This window comes from Streptosporangium vulgare, assembly GCF_042428775.1.
Lineage (GTDB): Bacteria > Actinomycetota > Actinomycetes > Streptosporangiales > Streptosporangiaceae > Streptosporangium > Streptosporangium vulgare.
In genome coordinates this window covers 377970-399905 of sequence record NZ_JBHMBS010000001.1, presented here as the reverse complement: position 1 = coordinate 399905, position 21936 = coordinate 377970, and the positions used below count along the sequence as shown (strand labels likewise).

The 21936-nt window shown below is 72.1% G+C and carries 20 protein-coding genes; 11 read left to right on the top strand and 9 right to left on the bottom strand.

The window, feature by feature from the left end; all coding sequences use genetic code 11:
- Positions 1-85: 85 nt before the first annotated feature.
- The 5 genes from ACFFRH_RS01750 to ACFFRH_RS01730 all read left to right on the top strand — a co-directional run bounded on the left by ACFFRH_RS01750 (position 86) and on the right by ACFFRH_RS01730 (position 7473).
- Positions 86-1168, top strand: a complete 1083-nt coding sequence (locus ACFFRH_RS01750; protein ID WP_386153542.1) for an LLM class flavin-dependent oxidoreductase — start codon at positions 86-88, stop codon at positions 1166-1168.
- The gene (locus tag ACFFRH_RS01745) at positions 1165-2013 is read left to right on the top strand and encodes an ABC transporter permease (RefSeq protein WP_386153540.1); all 849 of its coding nucleotides are present in this window, start codon (positions 1165-1167) and stop codon (positions 2011-2013) included. Before ACFFRH_RS01750 ends, ACFFRH_RS01745 begins: the two co-directional genes overlap by 4 nt.
- 11 nt (positions 2014-2024) lie before the next feature.
- Positions 2025-3086, top strand: coding sequence for a taurine ABC transporter substrate-binding protein (locus ACFFRH_RS01740; RefSeq protein ID WP_386153538.1), 1062 nt, complete (start codon positions 2025-2027; stop codon positions 3084-3086).
- Positions 3067-4017 carry an ABC transporter ATP-binding protein gene (locus tag ACFFRH_RS01735; RefSeq protein ID WP_386153535.1) on the top strand — a complete coding sequence of 317 codons (951 nt, stop codon included), beginning with the start codon at positions 3067-3069 and terminating at the stop codon, positions 4015-4017. Before ACFFRH_RS01740 ends, ACFFRH_RS01735 begins: the two co-directional genes overlap by 20 nt.
- Positions 4018-4266: 249 nt before the next feature.
- A complete protein-coding gene (locus ACFFRH_RS01730; protein WP_386153533.1) occupies positions 4267-7473 on the top strand; it encodes a P-loop NTPase fold protein in 3207 nt (1068 codons plus the stop codon).
- Positions 7474-7715: 242 nt separating this feature from the next.
- Here ACFFRH_RS01730 and ACFFRH_RS01725 read toward each other — a convergent pair whose 3' ends face one another.
- Together ACFFRH_RS01725 and ACFFRH_RS01720 are read right to left on the bottom strand one after the other, a co-directional pair.
- Positions 7716-8402, bottom strand: a complete 687-nt coding sequence (locus tag ACFFRH_RS01725; RefSeq protein WP_386153531.1) for a CGNR zinc finger domain-containing protein — start codon at positions 8400-8402, stop codon at positions 7716-7718.
- Between the two features lie 64 nt (positions 8403-8466).
- Positions 8467-9684: an MFS transporter gene (locus ACFFRH_RS01720; protein WP_386153528.1), complete on the bottom strand. Its 1218-nt coding sequence runs from the start codon at positions 9682-9684 to the stop codon at positions 8467-8469.
- A gap of 142 nt (positions 9685-9826) precedes the next feature.
- Here ACFFRH_RS01720 and ACFFRH_RS01715 point away from each other — a divergent pair, with 142 nt between their 5' ends.
- Positions 9827-10051, top strand: coding sequence for a hypothetical protein (locus ACFFRH_RS01715; protein WP_386153525.1), 225 nt, complete (start codon positions 9827-9829; stop codon positions 10049-10051).
- Between the two features lie 119 nt (positions 10052-10170).
- Here ACFFRH_RS01715 and ACFFRH_RS01710 read toward each other — a convergent pair whose 3' ends face one another.
- Positions 10171-10593: a nuclear transport factor 2 family protein gene (locus tag ACFFRH_RS01710; protein WP_386153523.1), complete on the bottom strand. Its 423-nt coding sequence runs from the start codon at positions 10591-10593 to the stop codon at positions 10171-10173.
- A 161-nt stretch (positions 10594-10754) separates the two neighbouring features.
- On the opposite strand from ACFFRH_RS01710, the gene ACFFRH_RS01705 reads away from it, so the two are divergent.
- Positions 10755-11870 (top strand): MerR family transcriptional regulator, encoded by a 1116-nt coding sequence (locus ACFFRH_RS01705; RefSeq protein WP_386153520.1) that lies wholly within the window; start codon positions 10755-10757, stop codon positions 11868-11870.
- 320 nt (positions 11871-12190) lie between these two features.
- Here ACFFRH_RS01705 and ACFFRH_RS01700 read toward each other — a convergent pair whose 3' ends face one another.
- Together ACFFRH_RS01700 and ACFFRH_RS01695 are read right to left on the bottom strand one after the other, a co-directional pair.
- Positions 12191-12418, bottom strand: a complete 228-nt coding sequence (locus ACFFRH_RS01700) for a DUF397 domain-containing protein (RefSeq protein ID WP_386153518.1) — start codon at positions 12416-12418, stop codon at positions 12191-12193.
- 180 nt (positions 12419-12598) lie between these two features.
- Positions 12599-13336 carry a GntR family transcriptional regulator gene (locus ACFFRH_RS01695; protein WP_386153515.1) on the bottom strand — a complete coding sequence of 246 codons (738 nt, stop codon included), beginning with the start codon at positions 13334-13336 and terminating at the stop codon, positions 12599-12601.
- A gap of 422 nt (positions 13337-13758) precedes the next feature.
- On the opposite strand from ACFFRH_RS01695, the gene ACFFRH_RS01690 reads away from it, so the two are divergent.
- Entirely contained in the window at positions 13759-13950 is a 192-nt protein-coding gene (locus tag ACFFRH_RS01690; RefSeq protein WP_386153512.1) for a hypothetical protein, read from the top strand.
- A gap of 89 nt (positions 13951-14039) precedes the next feature.
- On the opposite strand, the gene ACFFRH_RS01685 is transcribed toward ACFFRH_RS01690, so the two are convergent.
- Positions 14040-14507 carry a Dps family protein gene (locus ACFFRH_RS01685; protein ID WP_386153509.1) on the bottom strand — a complete coding sequence of 156 codons (468 nt, stop codon included), beginning with the start codon at positions 14505-14507 and terminating at the stop codon, positions 14040-14042.
- Between the two features lie 124 nt (positions 14508-14631).
- On the opposite strand from ACFFRH_RS01685, the gene ACFFRH_RS01680 reads away from it, so the two are divergent.
- Together ACFFRH_RS01680 and ACFFRH_RS01675 are read left to right on the top strand one after the other, a co-directional pair.
- The gene (locus ACFFRH_RS01680; RefSeq protein WP_386153507.1) at positions 14632-15372 is read left to right on the top strand and encodes a helix-turn-helix domain-containing protein; all 741 of its coding nucleotides are present in this window, start codon (positions 14632-14634) and stop codon (positions 15370-15372) included.
- Entirely contained in the window at positions 15369-17750 is a 2382-nt protein-coding gene (locus tag ACFFRH_RS01675; RefSeq protein WP_386153504.1) for a VIT domain-containing protein, read from the top strand. The genes ACFFRH_RS01680 and ACFFRH_RS01675 overlap by 4 nt, the downstream gene beginning before the upstream one ends.
- A gap of 174 nt (positions 17751-17924) precedes the next feature.
- Here the strand turns inward: ACFFRH_RS01675 and ACFFRH_RS01670 are convergent, their stop codons facing one another.
- Complete coding sequence (locus ACFFRH_RS01670; RefSeq protein WP_386153501.1) at positions 17925-18695, bottom strand: hypothetical protein; 771 nt, start codon at positions 18693-18695, stop codon at positions 17925-17927.
- A complete protein-coding gene (locus ACFFRH_RS01665) occupies positions 18692-19183 on the bottom strand; it encodes a SigE family RNA polymerase sigma factor (protein WP_344749455.1) in 492 nt (163 codons plus the stop codon). Before ACFFRH_RS01665 ends, ACFFRH_RS01670 begins: the two co-directional genes overlap by 4 nt.
- Positions 19184-19373: 190 nt before the next feature.
- Between ACFFRH_RS01665 and mmuM the strand changes: the two genes are divergently transcribed.
- Positions 19374-20246: a homocysteine S-methyltransferase gene (mmuM, locus tag ACFFRH_RS01660; protein WP_344749456.1), complete on the top strand. Its 873-nt coding sequence runs from the start codon at positions 19374-19376 to the stop codon at positions 20244-20246.
- A 96-nt stretch (positions 20247-20342) separates the two neighbouring features.
- Here mmuM and ACFFRH_RS01655 read toward each other — a convergent pair whose 3' ends face one another.
- The gene (locus tag ACFFRH_RS01655) at positions 20343-21908 is read right to left on the bottom strand and encodes a rhamnulokinase (protein WP_386154237.1); all 1566 of its coding nucleotides are present in this window, start codon (positions 21906-21908) and stop codon (positions 20343-20345) included.
- Positions 21909-21936 lie beyond the last annotated feature (28 nt).

Sequence of the window (21936 nt, the reverse complement as noted above, 5' to 3'; positions counted from 1 at the left end):
ACCCTAATTCCCTATTTATAGATAGGTATTATGTGGTTACTATCAGGGGCACCACCCCGTTCCGTTTGAGCCCCATGAGGCGAAGATGCGCTTGCACTGGTTCCTGCCGACCACCGGCGACGGCCATCACGTCAGGCCCGCCACGACCACCGTCGCGGCGGGAGGCGCCGCGGCCAGGCCCGCGACGCTCGACTACCTGACCCAGGTGGCCCGCGCCGCCGAGGCGGCCGGTTTCGAGGCGGTGCTGACCCCGGTCGGGGCGGGCTGTCCCGATCCCCTGGTGGCGTGCAGCGCCGTGGCGGCACGGACCGAGCGGCTCAAGCTGCTGGTGGCCTTCCGGCCCGGCTTCACCCTCCCCACCCTGCTCGCCCAGCAGGCGCAGACCCTCCAGGAGATCAGCGGGGGGCGGCTCCTGCTCAACGTGGTCACCGGCGGCGACCCCGGGGAGCAGCGCGCCTACGGCGACTTCCTCGACCACGACGCCCGCTACGAGCGCACCGGCGAGTTCATCGAGGTGCTCAGGCGCACCTGGGCGGGCGAGCCGTTCGACCACGCGGGCGCCCACTACCGGGTGTCGGGGGGAGGGCTCGCCACTCCGCTCCTCGACACCCCCGACGTCTACTTCGGCGGGGCCTCCCCCGCCGCGGAGCGGGTGGCCGCCGCTGGGGCGGACGTCTACCTGATGTGGGGCGAGCCCCCGGCGATGATCGCCGAAAGGGTCGCCAGGGTGCGCGAGCTCGCCGCCGAGGCGGGCCGCGAGCCACGGTTCGGCATCCGGCTCCACGTCATCGCCCGCGACACCTCCGAGGAGGCGTGGGCACACGCCCGGCGCCTGCTCGACGGCATGTCCCCCGCCAGGATCGCCGCCGCCCAGGCGCGGTTCGCCCGGATGGACTCCGTGGGGCAGCGCCGCATGGCCGACCTCCACGGGGGTTCCGCGGACGCGCTGGAGATCTCCCCCAACCTCTGGGCGGGGGTCGGGCTGGTCAGGGAGGGCGCGGGCACCGCGCTGGTCGGCAGCTACGCGGAGGTCGCCGAGCGCATCCGCGAATACTCCGAGCTTGGCCTGTCGGAGTTCATCCTGTCCGGCTGGCCGCACCTGGAGGAGGCCTGGCGGGTCGGCGACTTCGTCCTCCCCCTGCTGGCCGCTCCCGCGCTCGTCACGTGAGCGTCCTCACCTCCCCTCCCCGTCCGCGCCCCCGCCGCGCGAACGGCCCCGGCGCCGAACCCGGCCCGCGGCGCCGGGGGCTCTGGCGGGCCCTGGCGCTGCGGGCCGGGGCGATCGTCGCGCTGGTCGCGATCTGGCAGGCCGTGGCCATGGCCGGGATCTGGCCGCCGGTCTTCGTACCGGAGCCCGTCGCGGTCTGGGACCAGTTCCTGCGCACCACCGTCGAGGGGGTGAGCGGCTACACCCTCCAGGAGCACCTGCTCACCAGCCTGCGCCGCATCCTGCTCGGCTGCCTGTACGGGGTGACGGGCGGCATCGCGCTGGGGCTGCTGATCGGCATGGTCCCCACGCTGCGCGCGCTGCTGGGCCCGCTGGTCACGTTCGTCCGCACCCTGCCGCCGCTGGCGTACCTCAGCCTGCTGGTGATCTGGTTCGGCATCGACGAGGAGCCCAAGATCTGGCTCCTGCTGCTCGCCGCGCTCCCGCCGGTCGCGGTGGCCACCGCCGACGCCGTGCGCGGGGTGCACGAGGACTACTTGAACGCGGCCCGCTCGCTGGGCGCCCGCCGGCACGAGCTGCCGCTGCGGGTGGTGCTGCCGAGCGCGCTGCCCGAGATCATCACGGGGGTGCGGGTCGCCGTGGGCGTCGCCTACACCACCGTGGTCGCCGCCGAGACCGTGAACGGCGTGCCCGGGATCGGCGGCATGGTCCGCGACGCCCAGCGCTACAACCAGACGGACGTGGTGGTGCTCGGGATCATCGTCATCGGCCTGTCCGGCCTGCTCATCGACTTCCTCCTGCAAACGCTGGACCGCCGCCTGGTTCCCTGGCGCGGCCGTACCTAGGAAAGACCCCCATGAAACGCATGAACCCCGTGACCCCCGTGAAGCGCGCCGCGCTCGCCCTGACCGCCGCCGCCCTCGCCCTGACCGCCTGCGGGTCCGGTACGGAGGAGGCCAAGCCCGCCGCCGACGGCTCCCCGGCGACCCTGCGCATCGGCTACCAGCTCATTCCCAACGGGGACCTGATCGTCAAGGACCAGCAGTGGCTGGAGAAGGCGCTGCCGAACACCAAGATCACATGGAGCAAGTTCGACTCGGGCGGTGACGTGAACACCGCGATGATCTCCGGATCGCTCGACATCGGCCTGGCGGGCAGCAGCCCGGTCACCCGTGGCCTGTCGGCGCCCCTCGACATCCCGTACCGGGTGCCGTGGATCTTCGACGTGATCGGGGACAACGAGGCGCTCGTCGCCCGGGGCGGCGTGACCGACGTCAAGGGGCTCGCGGGCAAGCGGGTCGCCGCCCCCTTCGCCTCGACCACCCACTACAGCCTGCTCGCCGCGCTCACCGAGGCCGGGCTGTCGGAGGCCGACGTGAAGATCCTCGACATGGAGCCGCCGGACATCCAGGCCGCCTGGCAGCGCGGTGACATCGACGCCGCCTACGTCTGGACGCCCACCCTGGCCGAGCTGCAGAAGAACGGCGGCACGACGCTGGTCACCAGCCGTGAGCTGGCCCAGCGGGGCAAGCTCACCGCCGACCTCGCGGTGGTGAGCGACGACTTCGCGAAGAAGTACCCGAAGGCGCTGCACGTCTGGCTCCAGCAGCAGGACCGCGCGGTCAAGCTGGTCAGGAGCGACAAGGACGCCGCCGCCGCGGCCATCGGCCGCCAGCTCAACCTCGACCCGGCGGAGGCCGGGCGCCAGCTCGGCCAGCTCGTGCTCCTCGACGCCACGGAGCAGCGTTCCGCCGACTATCTCGGCACCCCCTCGGCCCCCGGCAAGTTCGCCGAGAACCTGCACAGCTCCGCCGAGTTCCTCAAGGGCCAGAAGAAGGTGGACGCCGTACCGGAGCTGAGCGTCTTCCAGAAGGGTCTGGCCACGCAGGAGCTCGCGGATGCCTTCTCCGGAAGCTGAGACCGCCCGCGCGGGCACGGGTCCCGGGACATCGGCCGACGCGGGCACGGGTCCCGAGACGTCGGCCGACGCGGGCACGGAGACGACCGACGCGGGCGTGGAGGCAGCCAACGTGCGCACGGAGACGACCGACGTACGTACTGAGGCGACCGACGTGCGCGCGGCCCCCCGGGACACGGCACTCGCGCTCGCCGGGGTGTCGCACTCCTATCAGGGCCGCGCCGGGACGGTCGACGCGCTCGGGCCGATCGACCTGGAGATCGCCGCCGGGGAGTTCGTCACGGTCGTGGGCCCCTCGGGGTGCGGCAAGAGCACGCTGCTGCGGCTGGTCGCGGGCTTCACCGCGCCGTCGGCGGGGACCATCACGGCCTCCGGCGAACCGGTGTCGGGCCCCGACCCGGCCAGGGGGTACGTGTTCCAGCAGCACCGGCTCTTCCCCTGGCTCTCGGTCGAGGGGAACGTCGGTTTCGGGCTGCGCGGCCTGCCCAGGGCGGCGCGGCGCGAGCGGGTGGCCGGGCTGCTGGAGCTCACCGGGCTCACCGACGTCGCCAGGGCCCGGCCGTACGAGTTGTCGGGGGGCATGCAGCAGCGCGCGGCGATCGCCCGCGCCCTCGCCCCCGGCCCCGCGCTGCTGCTGATGGACGAGCCGTTCGCCGCCCTGGACGCCTTCACGAGGGAACGCATGCAGGAGGAGGTCCGCGAGCTGTGGCGGCGGGCGGGCACGACGGTGGTGTTCATCACCCACAGCGTGGACGAGGCCGTCTACCTCGGCACCCGCGTGCTCGCGCTGAGCGGCAGGCCGGGCCGGGTGGTCCTCGACCGCGCCTCGGACCTGCCGTACGGCGACCATCCCCGCACCGACCCGCGCTTCGCCGGGCTGCGTGAGGAGCTGACGGAGGTGGTCAGGGAGGCCGCGTCGTCCGGCGGTTGAAGGAGCTGACGGAGGTCGCCAGGAAGGCCACACCGGTCGGCGCCGGAAGGAGCTGACGGAGGTCGCCAGGAAGGCCACACCGGTCGGCGCCGGAAAGGGTCCGTGACGCCTCCGGCGTTCCCCGCCGCAAACTTTGCGGAAACCGGCGAGCAAACATCCGTCAAAACAGGTCGACCTATCGCCAAGATCGCCATCTGTCCCGTCTGACGCGTCCACAGTGGAATGACCGCCGTCAGATCGGGAGGACCGTTGAGCGAGGGACTCGCGTTCGCGAATCCAGTCTTCGAGACCACGCCCCACGTGGGCACCCGCCGAGCTCTCGTCTTCCTCGACTCTCCCCCGGCCTCACCCTCGCTCTCGACCCCGACCTCGCCGGACGCGGGCACCCCCGCCACCCGGCCGGACGCGCGGCTGGCGAACGCGCTGCGTGCCGAGGGGTTCGCCGTCGACGCCGAGGTCAGCGAGGGGGCGGACGCGGACGGCGAGCGCGTGTGGGGCCTGCTGCGCTCGGCGCGGGAGGGCGACCTGCTGGTGATCCGGCTGCCCGCGGACGGCGGCTGGACCTCCGGGCAGCTGGGATCGATGATCGGCGCGTTCGGACGGCAGGTCGGCGAGTCGCTGGCGGCCGCCGTACTGATGATCGTCGACTTCGGCTGGAGCGCCCTGGACGGCTCCGCGGAACCGGTCAGGCAGCTCGCCGTGGCCGGGGAGCCGAGGGTGGCCGCGGCGGCCCTCACCCTCACGCTGAGGCTCGACGAGACGGTGCCCGGCCCGGTGCGCACGCTGACCGACGTCATCGCGGAGGGCCTCACGACGCGGGCCGCCGACCTCGACGGCGACGGCACGATCAGCGTCGGGGATCTGCACGCCTACGCGCTCGCCCGCTACGCGGCGGCCTCGGCCGCCCGGACGCCCATCCTGATCTCGTACGGGGCCGTCGCGAGGGTCGCGCTCACCCCGGCGAGGGACACCTCCGCCGTGCCGCACGCCGCCTTCGCCCGCGTCCTGGCGCGGCTCGGCGACCAGGCCCCGCCCGCCTGCGGGGTCGAGATCGTCCGGCGGGTCTACGAGCTCCACCTGAGCGAGCCCGCCAGGGAGATCCTGCGCAGGGCGGCCCTGCTCGACGAGGACGAGCCGATCGACGAGATCCTCGGCGACGCCGCCGAGCTGAGGCACTGGGGCCTGCTGGGCGAGACGACCACGTTCGTCCATCCGGACGTGCGGACCTTCGGCCACTCGCGGCTGTCGGCCGCCGAACGGGCACAGACCTCGGCGCTGCTGCGCCGCCGCCGGGCCGGGCTGCGGACGGTACGGCCCAGGGCCAGGCTCACCGCCGACCGGTGGACCACCGAGGACCAGCTCGGGCACCGGGTGTACGCCGAGGCCATCGCCGCGTTCGTCCGCCACCCCGAGACCCGGCCGCCGCTCACGATCGGTGTCAAGGGCCCCTGGGGCGCGGGCAAGACCTCGCTGATGCGGATGATCCAGGACCTGCTGGACCCCGGGGCCGCCGGGGACGCCCCCTCCCCGATCCACCTGCCCGGCTCCCGCGCGGAGCGGACGCTGACCAACGCCGAGGTGCTCGCCAGGACGGGACGGCGTCCCCGGGAGAACGCCGGGCGGGCCGAGCCGGGCCCGCTCCCGCTGCGGCCGTCGGACTGGCGGCCCACGGTCTGGTTCAACCCGTGGATGTACCAGAGCGGCGAGCAGGTCTGGGCCGGGCTCGCCCACGAGATCATCACCCAGGTCACCCGGCGGCTGCCCCGCGCCGAGCGGGAACGGTTCTGGCTGGAGCTGAACCTGTCCAGGATCGACCGGGAGGCGGTCCGCAGGCGCGCGTACCACCTGGCGATGACCCGCCTGGCGCCCGTCGCCCTCGGCCTGGTCGCCACCGTCGTCCTCACCGGGGCGCTCCTGGCCGCCGCCGCGTTGCTGCCCGCGCTCGGCGGCCTCCTGGGCAACGCCGCGGCGGCCGTCGGCTCCGCCGGGTCGGCGCTGGTGGTGGGCGCCGGTGCCGTACGGCTGGCGCGGTTCTTCGGGGAGTCGGCGGACAACGCGTTCCGCGGCCTGGTCACCCAGCCCGACCTGCTCGGCCCCGGCGCGGCCGACGGGTTCGCCGGCGAGGTAGCGCCCGCCCCCGGGTACCGGTCCAGGACCGGTTTCCTGCACCTGGTGCAGACCGACATGCGGCAGGTCCTCGACCTCGTCGCCACCGGAGAGCGCCCGCTGGTGGTGTTCGTGGACGACCTGGACCGCTGCTCGCCGGGTACGGTGGCGCAGGTCATCGAGGCGATCAACCTGTTCCTCGCCGGGGAGTTCCCCAACTGCGTGTTCGTGCTGGCCATGGAGCCGGAGGTGGTCGTGGCGCACGTCGAGGCGGCCTACCCGGAACTGGCCGGGACGCTGCCCGGCGGCGGGCGCTCCGGCCTGGGCTGGCGCTTCCTGGAGAAGATCGTGCAGCTCCCGCTGAGCGTGCCGCTGCTGGACGACGCCGACCGGCTGCCCGCCTTCGTACGAGCCCTGCTGGGCGTATCCGAATGGACACCGAATCCGGCCGGACCGCGTCCGGCGGGTCCCCCAGCCGCCCTGGAACGGCTCGACCCGCCACCGGATCCGGCCGGGCCGCGTTCGCGCGGTCCCCTGCCTCCCGCACGGCCCTCCTCGCGCGGCGCGGTCACACCGGGTCTCCCCGGCACCACCGCGCCACCGGGAGCGGCCGTGCCGGGACTGCGGGCACCGGTGCCCAGGTTACGAACCCCGCTGGAGACACCGGGGCTCGGGCTGCGGGCGACGATGGAGCTTCAGGGATTCGGGCCGCGAACGCCGGTGGAGACGCCCGAGCCCGGATCGCGGGCGGCGGAACCGCCGGACCCGGTGCAGGTGAGCCGGTTGCAGGACGCCATCTGGGCGTTGCGCCCGACCACGACGACCCTCGACGAGGCGGCGCGGCTCGCGCAGGACGCCCTGGGCATCGAGTGCTCCGACGCCCTCGGCGGCCTCTGCGCGGCGACCCGGGAGGCCGCGGACCGGGTCTTCGACGACCTCTACAGCGACGAGAACGCCTACCGGGCGATCGAGTTCGTGCTCCCGGCCCTCACGTTCTTCAACCCGCGCGAGATCAAGCGGTACGTGAACGTGTTCCGCTTCTACTCGTTCCTGACCTACCGCCGCGCCCTCGCCGGGGCGGCCCCCGCCTCGGACGGCGAGGTCGCCAAGCTCGCGGCGCTCGCCGTCCAGTGGCCGCACCTGCTCACGCTGCTGGCCGGGGAGACGGACGGGGCGAGCGTGCTGCGACGGCTGGAGGACGCCGCGAACGACGACGGAGGCTGGGAGCGGGCCGTCCACGACACCGGCCTCACCGCCCACCACACCCTCGGCGGCCCCCACCTGGACGCCCTGCGCGACCTCCTCTCCGGCCCGCACCCCATCGCCGACCTGGCCCGCTATCTCCTCTGAGCCCCGTCCCGCTACCGCGTGACCGCCGGGGCGGATCACTGGCCTACCTGGCCGCCTACGACCGGCGTGGCTTCGGCCGCTTGAGCCGGCCCGCTGCCGGCTACGACACCTTCGCCGCCGACCTCAACGCCCTCATGGACGAACTCGACCAGCAGGACGCGGTGCCGGCCGGGTCCTCGATGGGCAGCGGCGAGGTGACCCGCTGCCGGGGTGCGGCGTCGACCGTTGATCGCGTACGAGTCCTACGGGGTGCCGCCCCGGGCGGCGCGGCGGCGCTCGGTGAGCCGCCGGGCCTTGGCCGTGTTGCCGCAGTCGGCCATGCGGCACCAGCGGCGGGAGCCGTTGCGGCTCTGGTCGAGGAACAGCCATCCGCAGCCGCCGTCGCGTATGGGGCAGCGGCGTACCCGGGGCAGGTCGGCCGTCCGCAGGACGTCGAGTGCGGCCTCGGCGACCCGGTCGGGTATCAGCATGGCGGGTATCGTGCCGTAGGTGAGCCGCACCTGCGGCGGGTCGCCTCTGTCGAGCACCAGCGCGGCTCTGGCAGCCGCCCCGGCCCATCGCTCGTGCAGCACGATCAGCGCGGCCCCGGCCGCGATCGGATCCTCCTCGCCCGCGTCGTCCGCCGGCCCGCCGTCGGCGGGCCGGATCGTTGCGAGCACCACGAGGTGCAGCCCTTCCCGGATGTCCCGTACGGTGGCCAGCCCCGCCTGCGCCGACGCGGGATCGTCGTGCCACGCCTGGCCGGCCCGATCGCGCTCCGCGTCGCTGATCAGGCCTGCCCTGGCCGCCCAGCGCAGCAGTGCGGGGGCGTCGGACAGATAGTCGTGGGGCGGCCCGCCGTCGAGCGGCACCCCTCGTTCGAGCGTGTTGACCAGATCGAGCGCGGGGTGCCCGCCGACCAGGGGAAGGTGTCCCACGTCGAGTGACATGCCCTTGAGGCTACCACTCAAGACAGGCAAGGAGGTTGCACGGTTCGGTGCGTTGAGCATCGGATCACGCGACTCGGGCGCCCTCGGGCAGGGGGTCGGCGGCCGTGGCCGGTGCGCCCTTCCGCCGGCTGGACAGGACCGGCTCGGCCAGCACGATGGCGAACGCCACCAGGCTGAGCAGCGCCCCGGCCAGTGCCGTGCTGCGCACGCCCGGACCGGGCAGGAGCACGCTGCCGAGGAACGCGCCCGCGGTGATGCCCACATTGAACGCCATGGAGGTAGCGGCGCTCGCCATGACCGACTCGCCCGGCGCGTACACGAGCACCCGCGATCCCAGTACGGCGGTCAGGCCTGCGAGTGTGAAGCCGGACAGGGAGATCGCGATGACGGTCCCGGCCGGGGAGGCGCCGAACGCGTACTGCCCGGCGAGCGCCAACGCCTGTAGGCCTATGAGCCCCGTCATGGTGCTCCAGCCGTGGCGGTCGACGAGGTAGCCCACCACGAACACGCCGGCCAGGCCCGCGATCCCGCGTGCCAGCAGAAGCGGGCCGATCGATGACTCGGTGAAGCCGCTGACGTCGCTCAGGAACGGGCTGATGTAGGTGAACGCCGTGAACGCGCCGGTGACCGCGACCGCCGTGGTGGCCACGATCGACAGGTACCGGCCGCGGTCGGGCGCGCTGCCCCGGTCCGCCGCGCCCTGCCCGGCGGGCGTGTCGGGCAGGACGGCCGCGATCGTGGCGAGGACGAGCAGGGCCAGGCCGCTGAGCGCGAGGAACGCCACCCGCCAGTTGGTCTGCTGGCCGAGCCACGTACCGGCCGGGATGCCGGTCAGCGCGGCGCTGGAGGCGCCGGCGTACAGGATGGACAGGGCCCGGCCGCGCACCTCGGCCCGGAAGAGGCCGGCGGCGGCCGGCGTCACGATGGCCCAGAACAGCGCCTGGCTCAGTGCGGTCACCATCCGGGCGCCCATGAGCAGCCAGTAGTTCCCCGCCATGGCTGACAGGCAGGTCGCCACGACGAAGATGCCTAACAGGACGCACAGTAGCCGCCGCCGAGGCATCCGGCGAGTCAGTCGCGTGAGCGGCAAAGACGCCAGCACGATGATCAGGCCGTATCCGGTGACCAGGAGCCCGACCGCTGACGGGCTGGTGCCGAGATCATGGGCGATCAGGGGGAGCAGGCCGATGGGCAGCGACTCGGTGGTCACGTAGATGAACACGGCCAGGGTCAGGGCGGCCAGTGCGACGATCGCCGACTTGCTTCCGAAGCGTTCTTGCACGCGATCTCCTCGGCTGGTTCACCATCGTTCGAGATGATGAAGGTAGCTTCTTCATGTCGTATCGCGGGAATGTCCTGTTGAGCATGAATGTAGACGTGTGCGTGCTACCGGTCAATACAATTTAGACGGTACGCTGACGGCTGTGCGGGAGCCTGAGCTCGGGACGGCTTCCGGCCATGTCATGCGCCTGGAACTTCAACAGGGTCGCAGGGGCGTGCCGGCCGAGCCGATCGAGCAGCGCACCCGGGACCTGGGCTACCTCGCCGGTAGCGGCAAGCACGAGAACCAGATCCTGCCGACCGGGCTACCCGTCGGCACCGCCCCAGAAGCCCTCGGCTGCGCCTGCGATCTCTACCTCAACCATTGACCCCCGACGAGCTTCCGGACGGGACCGCTGCGCGTCCAAGCCTGCCGAGACCGAGGTCCGCCGAGGCGCGGAGCGTGAGCCCGTTCCCCGATGCGGCGGCGGAACGGACCTCCTCGCGATCACGCCTGAGCGCTGAGGGCCCGCGCGACCGTGAGGCTGTCCTCGTAGATGTGGAAGCGGGTGACGAGCCCGTCCTCGACGGTGAGGTGCAACGCGAACGGTGAGGTGTACGAGACCCCGCCGTCCCGCACCGTCTGCGCGATCTCCCCGAGCACGACGGCGTCCGCGCCGTCGACCAGGATCCGCGTCACCGACGTGCCGTTCAGTTCGGGCACGTGATGGGCCTCCAGCGACCGGAAGTGGTCCGCCACCTCGGCCCTGCCGGACCGGGGGCGAATCCACGGCACCGCCGGATGCCCCTCGGCGGGCCAGGCGAGCCGCCAGTCGACCGGCTCGGCGAACAACTCCGCCGTACGGTCGTGATCGCCCTCGGCCATCCGGCGCAGCAGTTCTTCCACGATGCCACGGGTCTCATCACTCATGCCGCAAGCCTCACGGTTCCGGACGCCGCCCGTCGATTACCACCGAGGTACGGCGGGACCCGCGGAGACCTGCGCCGAACTCGATCGCGCCCCACCAAGGTCGTGCTGCCATGAGTGAGGTTCTTGACCCTCACGTGGCGTCAGGCCGCATAGTCGGTGCCGTGGAGGAACACTGGACCGTGGGACACGTGGCCGAACTGGCCGGTGTGAGCGTCCGCACGCTGCATCACTACGACGAGATCGGGCTCGTTCGGCCGTCGGCGCGGACCGCGGCCGGGTACCGGGCCTACTCGGCGGGCGACGTGGAGCGGCTACGGGAGGTGCTGGCCTACCGGCGGTTGGGCTTCGGGCTGCGGGAGGTCGCGAAACTGGTCGGCGACCCGTCCACCGACGCGGTCGCGCACCTGCGCCGACTGCGCGGCCTGCTGCTGGAGCGGCGTGATCGCGCTGACGCCGCGGTGGCGGCCATCGACAGGGAACTCAAGGCACGGGCAAAGGGACTGAAGGTGACGCCGGAGGAGCAACTGGAGATGCTCGGCGCACGGCTGTACGACGCGATCGGCGGCGCTTACACCGCGACACGGCGTACCGAGCCACGAATCGCCGCGCAGATCTGGGACGCGATCGGGGACGCGCGGACGGTGCTGAACGTCGGGGCCGGCACCGGCTCCTACGAGCCCGCTGATCGCGACGTGACCGCGGTGGAGCCATCGGCGGTCATGCGGGGGCAGCGGCCTGCGGGCTCGGCGCCGTGCGTGGCCGCCACCGCGGAGAGCCTGCCGTTCGAGGACCGGTCCTTCGACGTCGCGATGGCCGTCTCCACCGTTCACCACTGGGGGGACCCGATAGCGGGGCTGCGCGAGATGCGGCGCGTGGCCCACCGCGTGGTGGTGCTCACGTTCGACACCGACGAGCCCGGATGGCAGGACCGCTTCTGGCTTACCCGCGACTACCTGCCCGAGTTCGCCGCTGTCCTCGCGGATTTTCCCTCGCTTGCCGGGATGGCCGACGCGATCGGCGCCCGTGCCGAGCCGGTGCCCATCCCGTGGGACTGTGCCGATGGCCTGTTCGAGGCGTACTGGCGCCGACCGGCGGCGTATCTGGAGGATCACGTGCGCCGTGCGATGTCGGTGTGGACAAGGGTCGGGCCGCAGGCAGAGCAGCGGGCGGTGCGAAGCCTCGGCGACGACCTCGACTCCGGCCGGTGGGCCGAGCGCAACAGCGACCTCGCTGGCCTCGACGCGGCGGATCTCGGCCTCCGCCTGCTCATGACTTGAACCGCATCGCAACGTCAGCGTCATGGCGGCTCCTGGACGGCCCACCGGTCACACGCGGCGCTGAGCGGGCACGGCGCTGTGGACAGGATCGACGACGCGACCCGGCACGCCCAGGTCGATCGCCCGCGAGCTCTGCCGGTCGATCCGCGCAAGCTCGTCCTCCGCTCCGGCGAGGCTGATCCGCAGACCTTCGATCTCGCCGCCCCCACTCCGCCTCCGTCAGCACCTGAACACTCCGCCATCGTCAGCATTCAAAACACTGCCGAGCATGAATCGGTGCTGACGCCCCCACCAGACGTAGGTGATCAAAGGTGGGAGGGTCACCCGGTGGAGAAGTCGAACTCGCCGTCCTTGACGCCGCCGACGAACGCCTCCCACTCGGCCCGGGTGTAGACGATCACCTCGGCGTCGGGACGACGACTGTGCCGTACGGCGACCCGCCCACTGCCATCGGCCAGCGGACCGGCCTCGACACACTGACCGCCGCCGTCGGGGCTCTTGGTGCTGATGTGCCAAGCCACGCCCGCCAGTTCCTCAGGACTGATCATCACGTGCTTCTCCCTCTCACTCGTCCGAGACGGTCGATAGCGCTTCGGATGATGGCTGCGGACTCATCCCGGGTAAGCGCGACACTGCGGAGGGAATCGTACGTTCACACAAAGCTCGCGACACCGATCTCTCGAACCACACTTCTGTGAACTCCGGCATCAGCTACGGAGGCCGGGAGGCTACTCCAGGGCATGGTCGGCGGAGAGCTCACGGCCAGGGCCAAGAAAGTCCACGGCATACTCGGTCACCTCATTGTGCTGGTCCCAGTAGAGGTTGGTCATGGTGAGGGCCGGTAGACCGCTTTCCACGCCGAGAACCGGGGCGATGTCCTCGGGAACCGGCCTGATGGCGACGATGTCACGCCGCCGGACGACCCGCCGTCCCGCCCTGTCCTCGACCAGCCCGAAAGTCATTCTCGGGAGCGGTTCCGCGATCAGCAGTTCGGGCACCACCTGGCTCAGTTCACCCGGAAGCCACGAGGTGGACAGCGCCACGAGCCCTCTGTCGTCGTAGTAGGCACGACGGCGCTGGACGACGGAGACTCCCTCTTCGACCTCCAGCGCGTCCGCGACCGGCTCAGATGCCGGGACGAGGTCGGCGCCCAAGATCTCGACTCGCTCACCCTCGCGGTAACCGCTTCCGTTCGCCCGCAGCATTCGAAGGCGATCGGAGCCTGCCACGATCTTCTTCGGCAGGGCGGCCAGGGTGCCGATCCCCGGAACCGACTCCGCGTAGCCTTCCGCCCTCAACACGGCCGCGACCCGGGTGGCGGTCGCGGTGGACACCCCTTCGTCCCGCATGATCTCCCGTATCGACGGGATGCGGTCACCCGGCCGGATCTCCCCGCTCTCGATTCCGGCCCTGATCTGCGCGGCGATCCGCTTGTACGGAGCCATCGCCTGCGGACGGTCAGCCATCTCGGGACTCCTGTTCTAGTGCACTCTGAATCAGTCGTTGACTTCCCTGGTGCTCTAGAACACCATAGAGCTGTCGCGGGCCAAAGAACAGGCGGGCCGATCCCTGATCACACAGGAAAGCTCCGGGCGGCCTCCCCCAGGACCGAAGACCCGAAAGCCTCAAGCTGACGACGCGCCATACGCACCATCTCCTCCACGCAGTCGATCGAAACGAATTCAGATCGGGCGGCCTCCCCAGGCACCAGGCAGAAAGAGAGCACTTGTCATGGAACGTTCCTTCAAGTTCGGCCAACCGGCCGCCTGCCACGATCAGGCTGTCGGCGGACACCTCGCACACGACAAAGAGCTAGGGATACGCCCGCGAGGAGACGACCGTCCTGACAGGTGAGCCACCGCGCCTGTTCGCCCTGGTCCAGGAGTACGTGGGGGATGACGAAAAGGCCGTCACGGAGGTGGTGGCCTACGGGCTGACGTTGCCGGGTGGGACGGCGGCGACCGTGGGCGCGAACGGCCACGGATTCGGCCGATGGACGAGCGCGCACAGCGCCGCGCGGCGGCTTCACTCCGACCTCGTCTGGCTCGGGGACGGCGACGCGGGGAAGTCCGCCTCATAGCGGCCACGGGCGACGCGGCCGACCCCCTCCGGAGCTCGAACGCGAAAGACGCCCCGGCCCTCACGGACCGGGGCGCCTCGAAAGACGATCTAGCGCTGGGCCTCGATCATCCAGTGGTGCTTCTCCAGGTCCTGCGTGATCTCGATGAGGATGTCCTGGGTGACCAGGTCGGGCTTCTCGGCGGCCTCGATGCGCTCGCGCATCCGGCGGATGATGGACCCGAGGATGTCCGTCATGGCCGCCACGACCTTGCCGTCGTTGATGTAGCCCGTCTCCAGCTGCGGCACCTCACTGGTGCTCGCGAGGGTGGAGGCCCGGCCGTCGGGGTTGCACCCGAGGGCCACCGCGCGCTCGGCGACGGTGTCCGCGTGCTTCCTCGCCGACGAGACGATCTTGTCGAGCTGCAGGTGCAGCGACCGGAAGTTGTGGCCGATCACGTTCCAGTGGGCCTGCTTGGTCAAGAGCGACAGGTCGAGAAGGTCGACGAGAGCCCCCTGGAGCACGCCGGCGATGGCCTTCTTGTCTTCTGGCTTGAGTGGGCTGGTGATCGCGGACATGAAGCGTCCCCCCTGTTTCGAGCTTAGTTTCCCCTTTGCTACGGAATGTCCGTACCCACCCACCTGCACCTTTACTCCGGCCGACATGTTGACACTGTCATGATTACAGTGTCACTATCGAGACATGGAATGGACCATCGGTGAACTGGCCGAGCGGGCATCCGCGGCGCTGACCCCCACCGCCCAGCTCAACGGGCGGGTCAGGGACATGCCCAACGAGCGCCTCATCCGCTGGTACTCCACGATCGGCCTCCTCGACCCTCCGTCGGCCCGCCGAGGCCGCGTGGCCATGTACGGCAGGCGCCACCTGCTCCAGATCGTCGCCGTCAAGCGGCGCCAGTCCGACGGCCGGACCATCGCCGAGATCCAGGCCGAGCTGGCCGGGGCCACCGACCGGACCCTGGAGTCGATCGCCCGGCTCCCCGAGCCCGCACAGGAGAACGCACTCGGAAAAACACCCGGAAACGCAGCGGGAAACGCACCGGGGCACCCGCCGGAGTCCTCGCCGGAGAACGCGCCCGCGCCTCCGGCCGAGACCGGCTCCCCCAGGGCGGCACGCCCGCGTTTCTGGGCCCGGCCGTCCACCGCCTCGGCGGACACCGGCCTCCCGGCGGACCCCGCCCCCGCTCCGCCGAAGGCGAAGCCGTCTCCGGTCTCGTCCGTCAGGACTCCCCCGGCACCGTACGCCCCGGAAGCCGTGCTCGTTCACGGCGTACGGCTGGCCAACGGCGTGACGCTGATGCTCGACACGGGCGGACACGCCCCCTCACCCGATGACCTCGCCGAGATCGCCGCCGCCTCGGAGGGGCTCCTGTCGCTCCTCCGCGAACGCGGCCTCACACCTCCGGAAGGAATTCACGCATGACCACTTCGATCACAACACTGCCGCCGGAGGAGTGCCTGCCCGTCCCCGACGCCGGGATGGGGGCGCTCGCCACCGAGCGCGGCAACCTGCCGCTGGAGAGCGTGGACGTGACCGCCGCCGTGTCCGGCCTGAGCGCCGGGGTCGAGGTGGTCCAGGGCTTCCACAATCCGCACGACGTGGCGCTCGAGGCGACGTACGTCTTCCCGCTGCCCGACCGGGCCGCCGTGACGGCCTTCAGGATGGAGGCCGACGGCCGGGTCATCGAGGGCGTGCTCAAGGAGCGCGGCCAGGCGAGGGCCGACTACGACCAGGCGATCTCCCAGGGGAAGCGGGCCGCGATCGCCGAGGAGGACCGGCCCGACGTCTTCACCATGAGGGTCGGCAACATCGTGCCCGGCGAGCGGGTCACCGTGCACCTCACGCTGAACCAGCCCCTCCCGTACGAGGACGGCGCGGCCACCTTCCGCTTCCCGCTGGTCGTCGCCCCCCGCTACATCCCGGGCACCCCGCTGGACGGCGAGCGCGCGGGCGACGGCTGGGCCCCGGACACCGACGCGGTCCCCGACGCCTCCCGGATCACCCCGCCGGTGCTGCTGCCCGGTTTCCCCAACCCGGTCCGCCTGTCGCTCGCCGTCTCGGTCGACCCGGCGGGGCTGGAGCTGCGCGAGGTGCGTTCCAGCCTGCACGTGGTCCAGGAGGAGGGCGCCGTGACCCAGGGGGAGGGCACCGTGATCCGCCTCCAGCCGGGTGAGCGGCTGGACCGCGACTTCATCCTGCGCCTGACCGCGGGCGCCTCCACCTCCCTCGCGCTCGCCCCGGACGGGGACGACGAGAGCGAGGGCACGTTCACGCTGACCGTCGTCCCCGAACCGGCGCCCGCCGGGACCGGCGCCAAGGACGTGGTGCTGGTGCTCGACCGCTCGGGCAGCATGACCGGCTGGAAGATGGTGGCCGCCCGCCGCGCCGCCGCGCGCATCGTCGACACGCTCACCTCGGGTGACCGGTTCGCGGTGCTCTCCTTCGACACCGTCGTGGAGTACCCGGACGGGCTCGGCGAGGGCCTGTCCGAGGCGTCCGACCGCAACCGCTACCGGGCCGTGGAGCACCTGGCCAGGCTGGAGGCGCGCGGCGGCACCGAGATGCTGTCGCCGCTGGAGCGGGCCGCCGCGCTGCTCGCCGACTCCGCCGGGGACCGGGTGCTGGTGCTCGTCACCGACGGGCAGGTCGGCAACGAGGACCAGATCCTGGAGCGGCTCGGCGCCGCGCTCGCCGGGGTGCGGGTGCACACGGTCGGCATCGACAGGGCGGTCAACGCCGGTTTCCTGGGCAGGCTGGCCGGGCTGGGCGGGGGCAGGTGCGAGCTGGTCGAGTCCGAGGACCGGCTGGACGAGGCGATGGAGCACATCCACCGCCGGATCGGCGCCCCCCTGGTCACCGACCTGTCCCTCAAGGCCGACGGGCTCGACCTGGTCACCGAGACGGTGAGCCACGTCGGCTCGATCTACCCGGGCGTCCCGCTCGCCGTGCTGGGCCGCTACCGTGGCACGGCCGCCGGGGCGCTCACCGTACGGGGCCTGGGCGCCGACGGCTCGCCGTGGGAGCGGAGGGTCACCGCGTCCGTGGTGGACAACCCGGCCGTGCGGGCGATCTGGGCGCGGGCGCGGCTGCGGGCCCTGGAGGACCGCTACGCGGCCGGTGACCGGTCACTGGAGGCCGAGATCGTGGAGACCTCGCTCAGGTACGGGGTGCTCTGCCGGTTCACCGCCTTCGTCGCGGTCGACACGCAGGTGGTCGCCGAGGGCGGCCCGGGGCACCGGGTGATCCAGCCGGTGGAGCCGCCCAGCGGCTGGGAGAACCCGGTTTCCGCCGCCGCTCCGATGATGCTGACCTCGATGTCCTTCGAGAGCGCGGCGGCCCCGCCGCCCCCCGCGCCCATGGGCCCGCCCGGGATGGCCGCTCCCGGCGCCGCGCCGAGGTTCGCGGCGAGCCCGCTCGGCGGCGGCCTGCCGCAGGACGCGGCGGCAGGGGGCTTCGACGACCGCGCCCGGATGCTGCGTCCCGCGCCGGCCGGGGCTCCCCCGAAGCAGGGCAGGCCTCCGGCCGGCCCGCAGGACCCGCCGAGGGAGCAACTCGCCGAGGAGCTGAAGCGGCTGCGCGCCGCGGCCTCCCTGCCCGCCGCCGAACGGCTGCGCCTGCTGGAGGACCTGGGCAGCCGCCTCGCGGCCCTCGCCGTCTACCTCGGCGGCCACGCGGAGCTGGCGGCCCTGGCCGAGGAGCTGCAGGCCGGCGGGGACGTGGACGTCCTGTGGCGGCGGGCCGAGGAGGTCCTGGAGTCCCTGGCGGGCCCCGCCAAACGGCGCCCGTTCTGGAAGCGGTGACCTCCCCGGTCCCGCCCCGGGACGCCGTGGCGGCCTGAGGGCCGGGAGGTGGTCCGCGTGACCGTTCGAACGGTCACGCGGACCACCTCCGGGCACGCACACCCGCGAAGCGCGTGCTTCGGACCGGTTTCCCGGACCCACGGGGGGAGAGTCTCACCCTCCTCATGGTCCGACTCACGGTTCGACGGTGACGGTCCTCGTCGGGGTCGGCCTCGGCGGTGCGGTCATGCCGACTCGATCGTAGAGTCCCACCTCCCACCGCCCCGGCTGCCGTCCGAGTTCGGCGGCCACCCGTTCGACGACTCCGGGCCAGAGCAACTCCGACATCCTGTACTTGCCGTCACACAGACCCAGCTCCTTCCTGACCACCTTGCAGTCGTCATACGAGTTCGGAGCGGTGCCAAGAGAATGGATCGGCGTGTCACCGGGCAGCACCCAGATCTTGAGAGGCTGAGGGCGCTCCAACCAGTCGGGGGTCACCGACCTCTCGTCGTAGAAGTTGTCCACGCTCCCTCCGCATCTGCCGACCGAACCGCCCCCGTTGGCCGCCCGGATCACCACCACCGCCTCCGGTTCGGCGCACACGACCCTGTACGAGGTGTGGACGCTCAACGGCTGGAACGTGACTGTCGCCCCGTCGGACACGGTCGTGGAACCGTATGACGCGATCAAGGGGGCACCCAGGCTGTTCTCAGGGGGCAGAGCCGACGGCGGTGAGATCCTCGCCGCCGTCGGCGGCTCCTTCCCCGCCGGTTCCGTGTCCCTCCAGAGCCCCTGGACCGGGAAGGCCACCACGGCCACGGCGGCCACCGCCAGCGCCACGCCCGCCACGGTCCTGCGCCGCCTGATGCGACGGCCCCGCCGTACGATCTCCCGCACGTCGGGGGGACCCTCGAAGACGTCCTCGGCCAGCACCGCGCGCAGCTCGTCCTCGGTGTGGATCATCGCTTCGCTCCCGTCATCTCGATCTCCGAATGGACGCGAAGGCGTCTCAGCGCACGGCCGAGCTGGGTCTTCACCGTACCGAGGGAGCAACCGAGCACGTCGGCGCACTGCGCGAGGGTGAGCTCCTCGAAGTAGTGCAGGACGATGACCGCGCGCTGCCGCCCCGACAGGCCGCCGATCGCCTCCCGGAGCACCTGGCGGCTGCCGACCTCGGCGGTGAAGTCCCGCGGATCGGCGCGCTCGGGAAGGTGCTCGGCGGGCACCTCGGCGCGCCACTTCCTGCGCCACCAGGAGGCGTGGGTGTTCACGATGATCCGGTGCACGTACGGGTCGGGGTCGCCCTCGATCCGCCGCCACGCCACCCACGCCTTGGCCAGCGCCGTCTGCACGAGATCCTCGGCGGTCGCCCTGTTCCCCGTGAGCAGGTACGCCGTATGTCGGAGCCGCTCGTAACGTGTCGCCACGTAACCGTCGAACCCGTCGTCCATTCGCGATCTCCGTCCTGAGGCCTCCTCCGTCCTGAAGCCTCAAAGACATCTACTCGGCGGCGAGCCGGTTCGGACGACAGCGAGAAGTGACGCCTGGGTGGAGATGCCGCGAGGCCGATATGGGCCAGAGCGGGACCAAGGGCGGGCAGAGCGGGGTTCCAACCCCGGCCGCTCCACATAAAGTAGCGGGATGGTGATTCTGGACGGCGGCCTGGCCACCCACTTGGAGGAGCTGGGCGCGGACCTGCGAGACGATCTCTGGTCGGCGAAACTCCTGTTGGAGAACCCCTCCGTGATCCGGCAGGCGCATCTCGACTACTTCGCCGCGGGCGCCGAGGTGGCGATAACGGCGAGTTACCAGGCGAGCATCCCCGCGTTCGTACGGCGCGGCCTGAGCGCCGCCGAGGCCGAGGACCTCATCCTGCTCTCCGTGCACCTGGCCGCCCAGGCCAGGGACGCCCACGGCTCTGGCACCGTGGCCGCCAGCGTCGGCCCCTACGGCGCCTACCTGTCCAACGGCGCCGAATACACCGGCGACTACGACCTCGACGAGGACGGCCTGACCGACTGGCACCGCGACCGCTGGCACATCCTGGCCGACAGCGAGGCCGACCTGATGGCCTGCGAGACCATCCCGTCCTACACCGAGGCCAGGGCGCTGAGGCGGCTGCTCGCCGAGACGCCGGGGATGCGGGCGTGGGTGAGCTTCTCCTGCCGCGACGGCGAGCACATCAACGACGGCACCCCGCTCAGGATGGCGGCCGGCCTGTTCGCCGGGAACCCCCAGGTGATCGCGATCGGCGTCAACTGCACGGCACCGCGCCACGTGCTCAGCCTGATCTCGCAGATCAAGGGCAAGCCCACCATGGTCTACCCCAACTCCGGCGAGGTCTGGGACTCCGCGAACCGGCGCTGGCTCGGGCTCGCCGACCCGGTGGAGTTCGGGGAGGCCGCGGCCGGGTGGACCGCCGCGGGCTCCGCCTTCGTCGGTGGCTGCTGCCGTACCACCCCGGAGCACATCCGCCAGATCCGCGCCCACCTCACGGGTTCGGGCACCCCGTAGGGTTCTGACCGGCCACCGTCCCTTCCGCGCGTCCCGCGCCCGCGAGCCCGGGATCCCCGGCCGTACACCTCCGGGGATCCTGTGGTGGACATCCGCTCACCCTTCGGCGGGAACGGGCCTGCCGAACGTCTCCATGGGCGGGATCCCGGCGTCGGGGCGGGGCTCGTAGTGCTCCAGGTGCTGGGTGCGCCGGACCAGGGCGCGCAGGTCGGCGAGAGTTCCGGAGACGACCCCGTCCGCTCTGGCCTGGACCAGGACGTTGCCGATCGAGGTGGCCTCGACCGGCCCCGCGACCACGGGGAGGCCACAGGCGTCGGCGGTGAGCTGACAGAGCAGTGCGTTGCGCGAGCCTCCCCCGACGATGTGGATCGTGTCCACCGCCTGCCCGGTGAGCCGCCGGGCGTCCTCGATCGCCGCCCGGTGGGCGAGCGCCAGGGAGTCGATCACGCAGCGGACGGTCTGGGCGCGGGTCTCCGGCACGGGCCGGCCGGTACGGCGGCAGAAGTCGGCGATGCGTCCGGGCATGTCGCCGGGCGGGTGGAAGACCGGGTCGTCGGCGTCCACGACCGACCGGAACGGCACCTCCCCGGCGGCCCGCCCGAGCAGCTCCTCCAGGTCGACCCGCCCTCCCCCCGCCTCGGTGGGCGAGGTCCCGGCGTCGAGCGAAGCCTCAGCCTCCGCCTCCCAGGTGCGGATGCACTCCTGAAGCAACCACAGCCCGGTGACGTTGCGGAGGTAGCGCACGGTGCCGTCGATGCCCGCCTCGTTGGTGAAGTTGGCCCGCCGCCCCTCCTCGCTGATCATGGGCTGGTCCAGCTCGACGCCGACCAGCGACCAGGTGCCGCAGGAGATGTAGGCGAACCGCTCGCTCCGCGCGGGGACCGCCGCCACCGCGGAGGCGGTGTCGTGGGAACCGACCGCGATGACCCGGGTGTCCGGGGAGAGCCCGAGCTCGCCCGCGACCTCCGGCGCCAGCGGGCCGATCACCTCTCCGGGACGCCGGATCGGCGGCAGGACCCCGGCCGCGGGCCCGAGCCCGCTCGTCAGCGCGGTGTCCCACTCTCGGGTCCTGGCGTCGAGCAGCTGGGTGGTGGAGGCGTTGGTCAGCTCCGCGCCGACCTGCCCGGTGAGCCAGTACGCGATCAGGTCGGGGATGAGCAGCAGCGTCGCGGCCGAGGCCAGCCGGGGCTCGGCGGCGAGCTGGTGGATGGTGTTGAACGGCTGGCGGGCGATGCCGGTGCGGGCGTACAGCTCCTCGAAGGGGACCTGGCTCGCCGTCCGCTCGGTGCGGGCGTCGCGGTAGTGGACGGGGTTGCCGAGCAGCGCGCCGCGCTCGTCCAGGAGCCCGTAGTCGACGGCCCAGGAGTCGATCCCGATGCCGTCGACGGGACCCGCCGCGCGCAGGCCGTCCAGCACTCCCCGGTAGATCCGCAGGATGTCCCAGTACAGCGTGCCACCGGCCCGGACGGGCACGTTCGCGAAACGGTGCGCCTCGCGTAGTTCCAGGGTGTCCGGCCCGATCTCGGCGACGACCACCCGGCCGCTCGACGCGCCGAGGTCGACCGCGGCGTACCGCCCGGACCGCTCGGACCGCCCGGACCGCTCGGTCCTCTCGGTCCTCTCGGTCCCCTCGGGCTGTCCGGTCCGTTCAGGACTCTCAATCCTCTCAGGCCGTCCGGTGCGCCCGGTC

Excerpts from the sequence above, each read along its gene's own strand:
- ACFFRH_RS01710 (WP_386153523.1), bottom strand. The coding sequence starts at position 10,593 with ATGAGTGATGAGACCCGTGGCATCGTGGAAGAACTGCTGCGCCGGATG.
- ACFFRH_RS01750 (WP_386153542.1), top strand. The coding sequence starts at position 86 with ATGCGCTTGCACTGGTTCCTGCCGACCACCGGCGACGGCCATCACGTC.
- ACFFRH_RS01670 (WP_386153501.1), bottom strand. The coding sequence starts at position 18,695 with ATGATCCACACCGAGGACGAGCTGCGCGCGGTGCTGGCCGAGGACGTC.
- ACFFRH_RS01680 (WP_386153507.1), top strand. The coding sequence starts at position 14,632 with ATGGAATGGACCATCGGTGAACTGGCCGAGCGGGCATCCGCGGCGCTG.
- mmuM (WP_344749456.1), top strand. The coding sequence starts at position 19,374 with ATGGTGATTCTGGACGGCGGCCTGGCCACCCACTTGGAGGAGCTGGGC.
- ACFFRH_RS01665 (WP_344749455.1), bottom strand. The coding sequence starts at position 19,183 with ATGGACGACGGGTTCGACGGTTACGTGGCGACACGTTACGAGCGGCTC.
- ACFFRH_RS01740 (WP_386153538.1), top strand. The coding sequence starts at position 2,025 with ATGAAACGCATGAACCCCGTGACCCCCGTGAAGCGCGCCGCGCTCGCC.
- ACFFRH_RS01735 (WP_386153535.1), top strand. The coding sequence starts at position 3,067 with ATGCCTTCTCCGGAAGCTGAGACCGCCCGCGCGGGCACGGGTCCCGGG.
- ACFFRH_RS01675 (WP_386153504.1), top strand. The coding sequence starts at position 15,369 with ATGACCACTTCGATCACAACACTGCCGCCGGAGGAGTGCCTGCCCGTC.
- ACFFRH_RS01695 (WP_386153515.1), bottom strand. The coding sequence starts at position 13,336 with ATGGCTGACCGTCCGCAGGCGATGGCTCCGTACAAGCGGATCGCCGCG.
- ACFFRH_RS01685 (WP_386153509.1), bottom strand. The coding sequence starts at position 14,507 with ATGTCCGCGATCACCAGCCCACTCAAGCCAGAAGACAAGAAGGCCATC.
- ACFFRH_RS01700 (WP_386153518.1), bottom strand. The coding sequence starts at position 12,418 with ATGATCAGTCCTGAGGAACTGGCGGGCGTGGCTTGGCACATCAGCACC.
- ACFFRH_RS01725 (WP_386153531.1), bottom strand. The coding sequence starts at position 8,402 with ATGTCACTCGACGTGGGACACCTTCCCCTGGTCGGCGGGCACCCCGCG.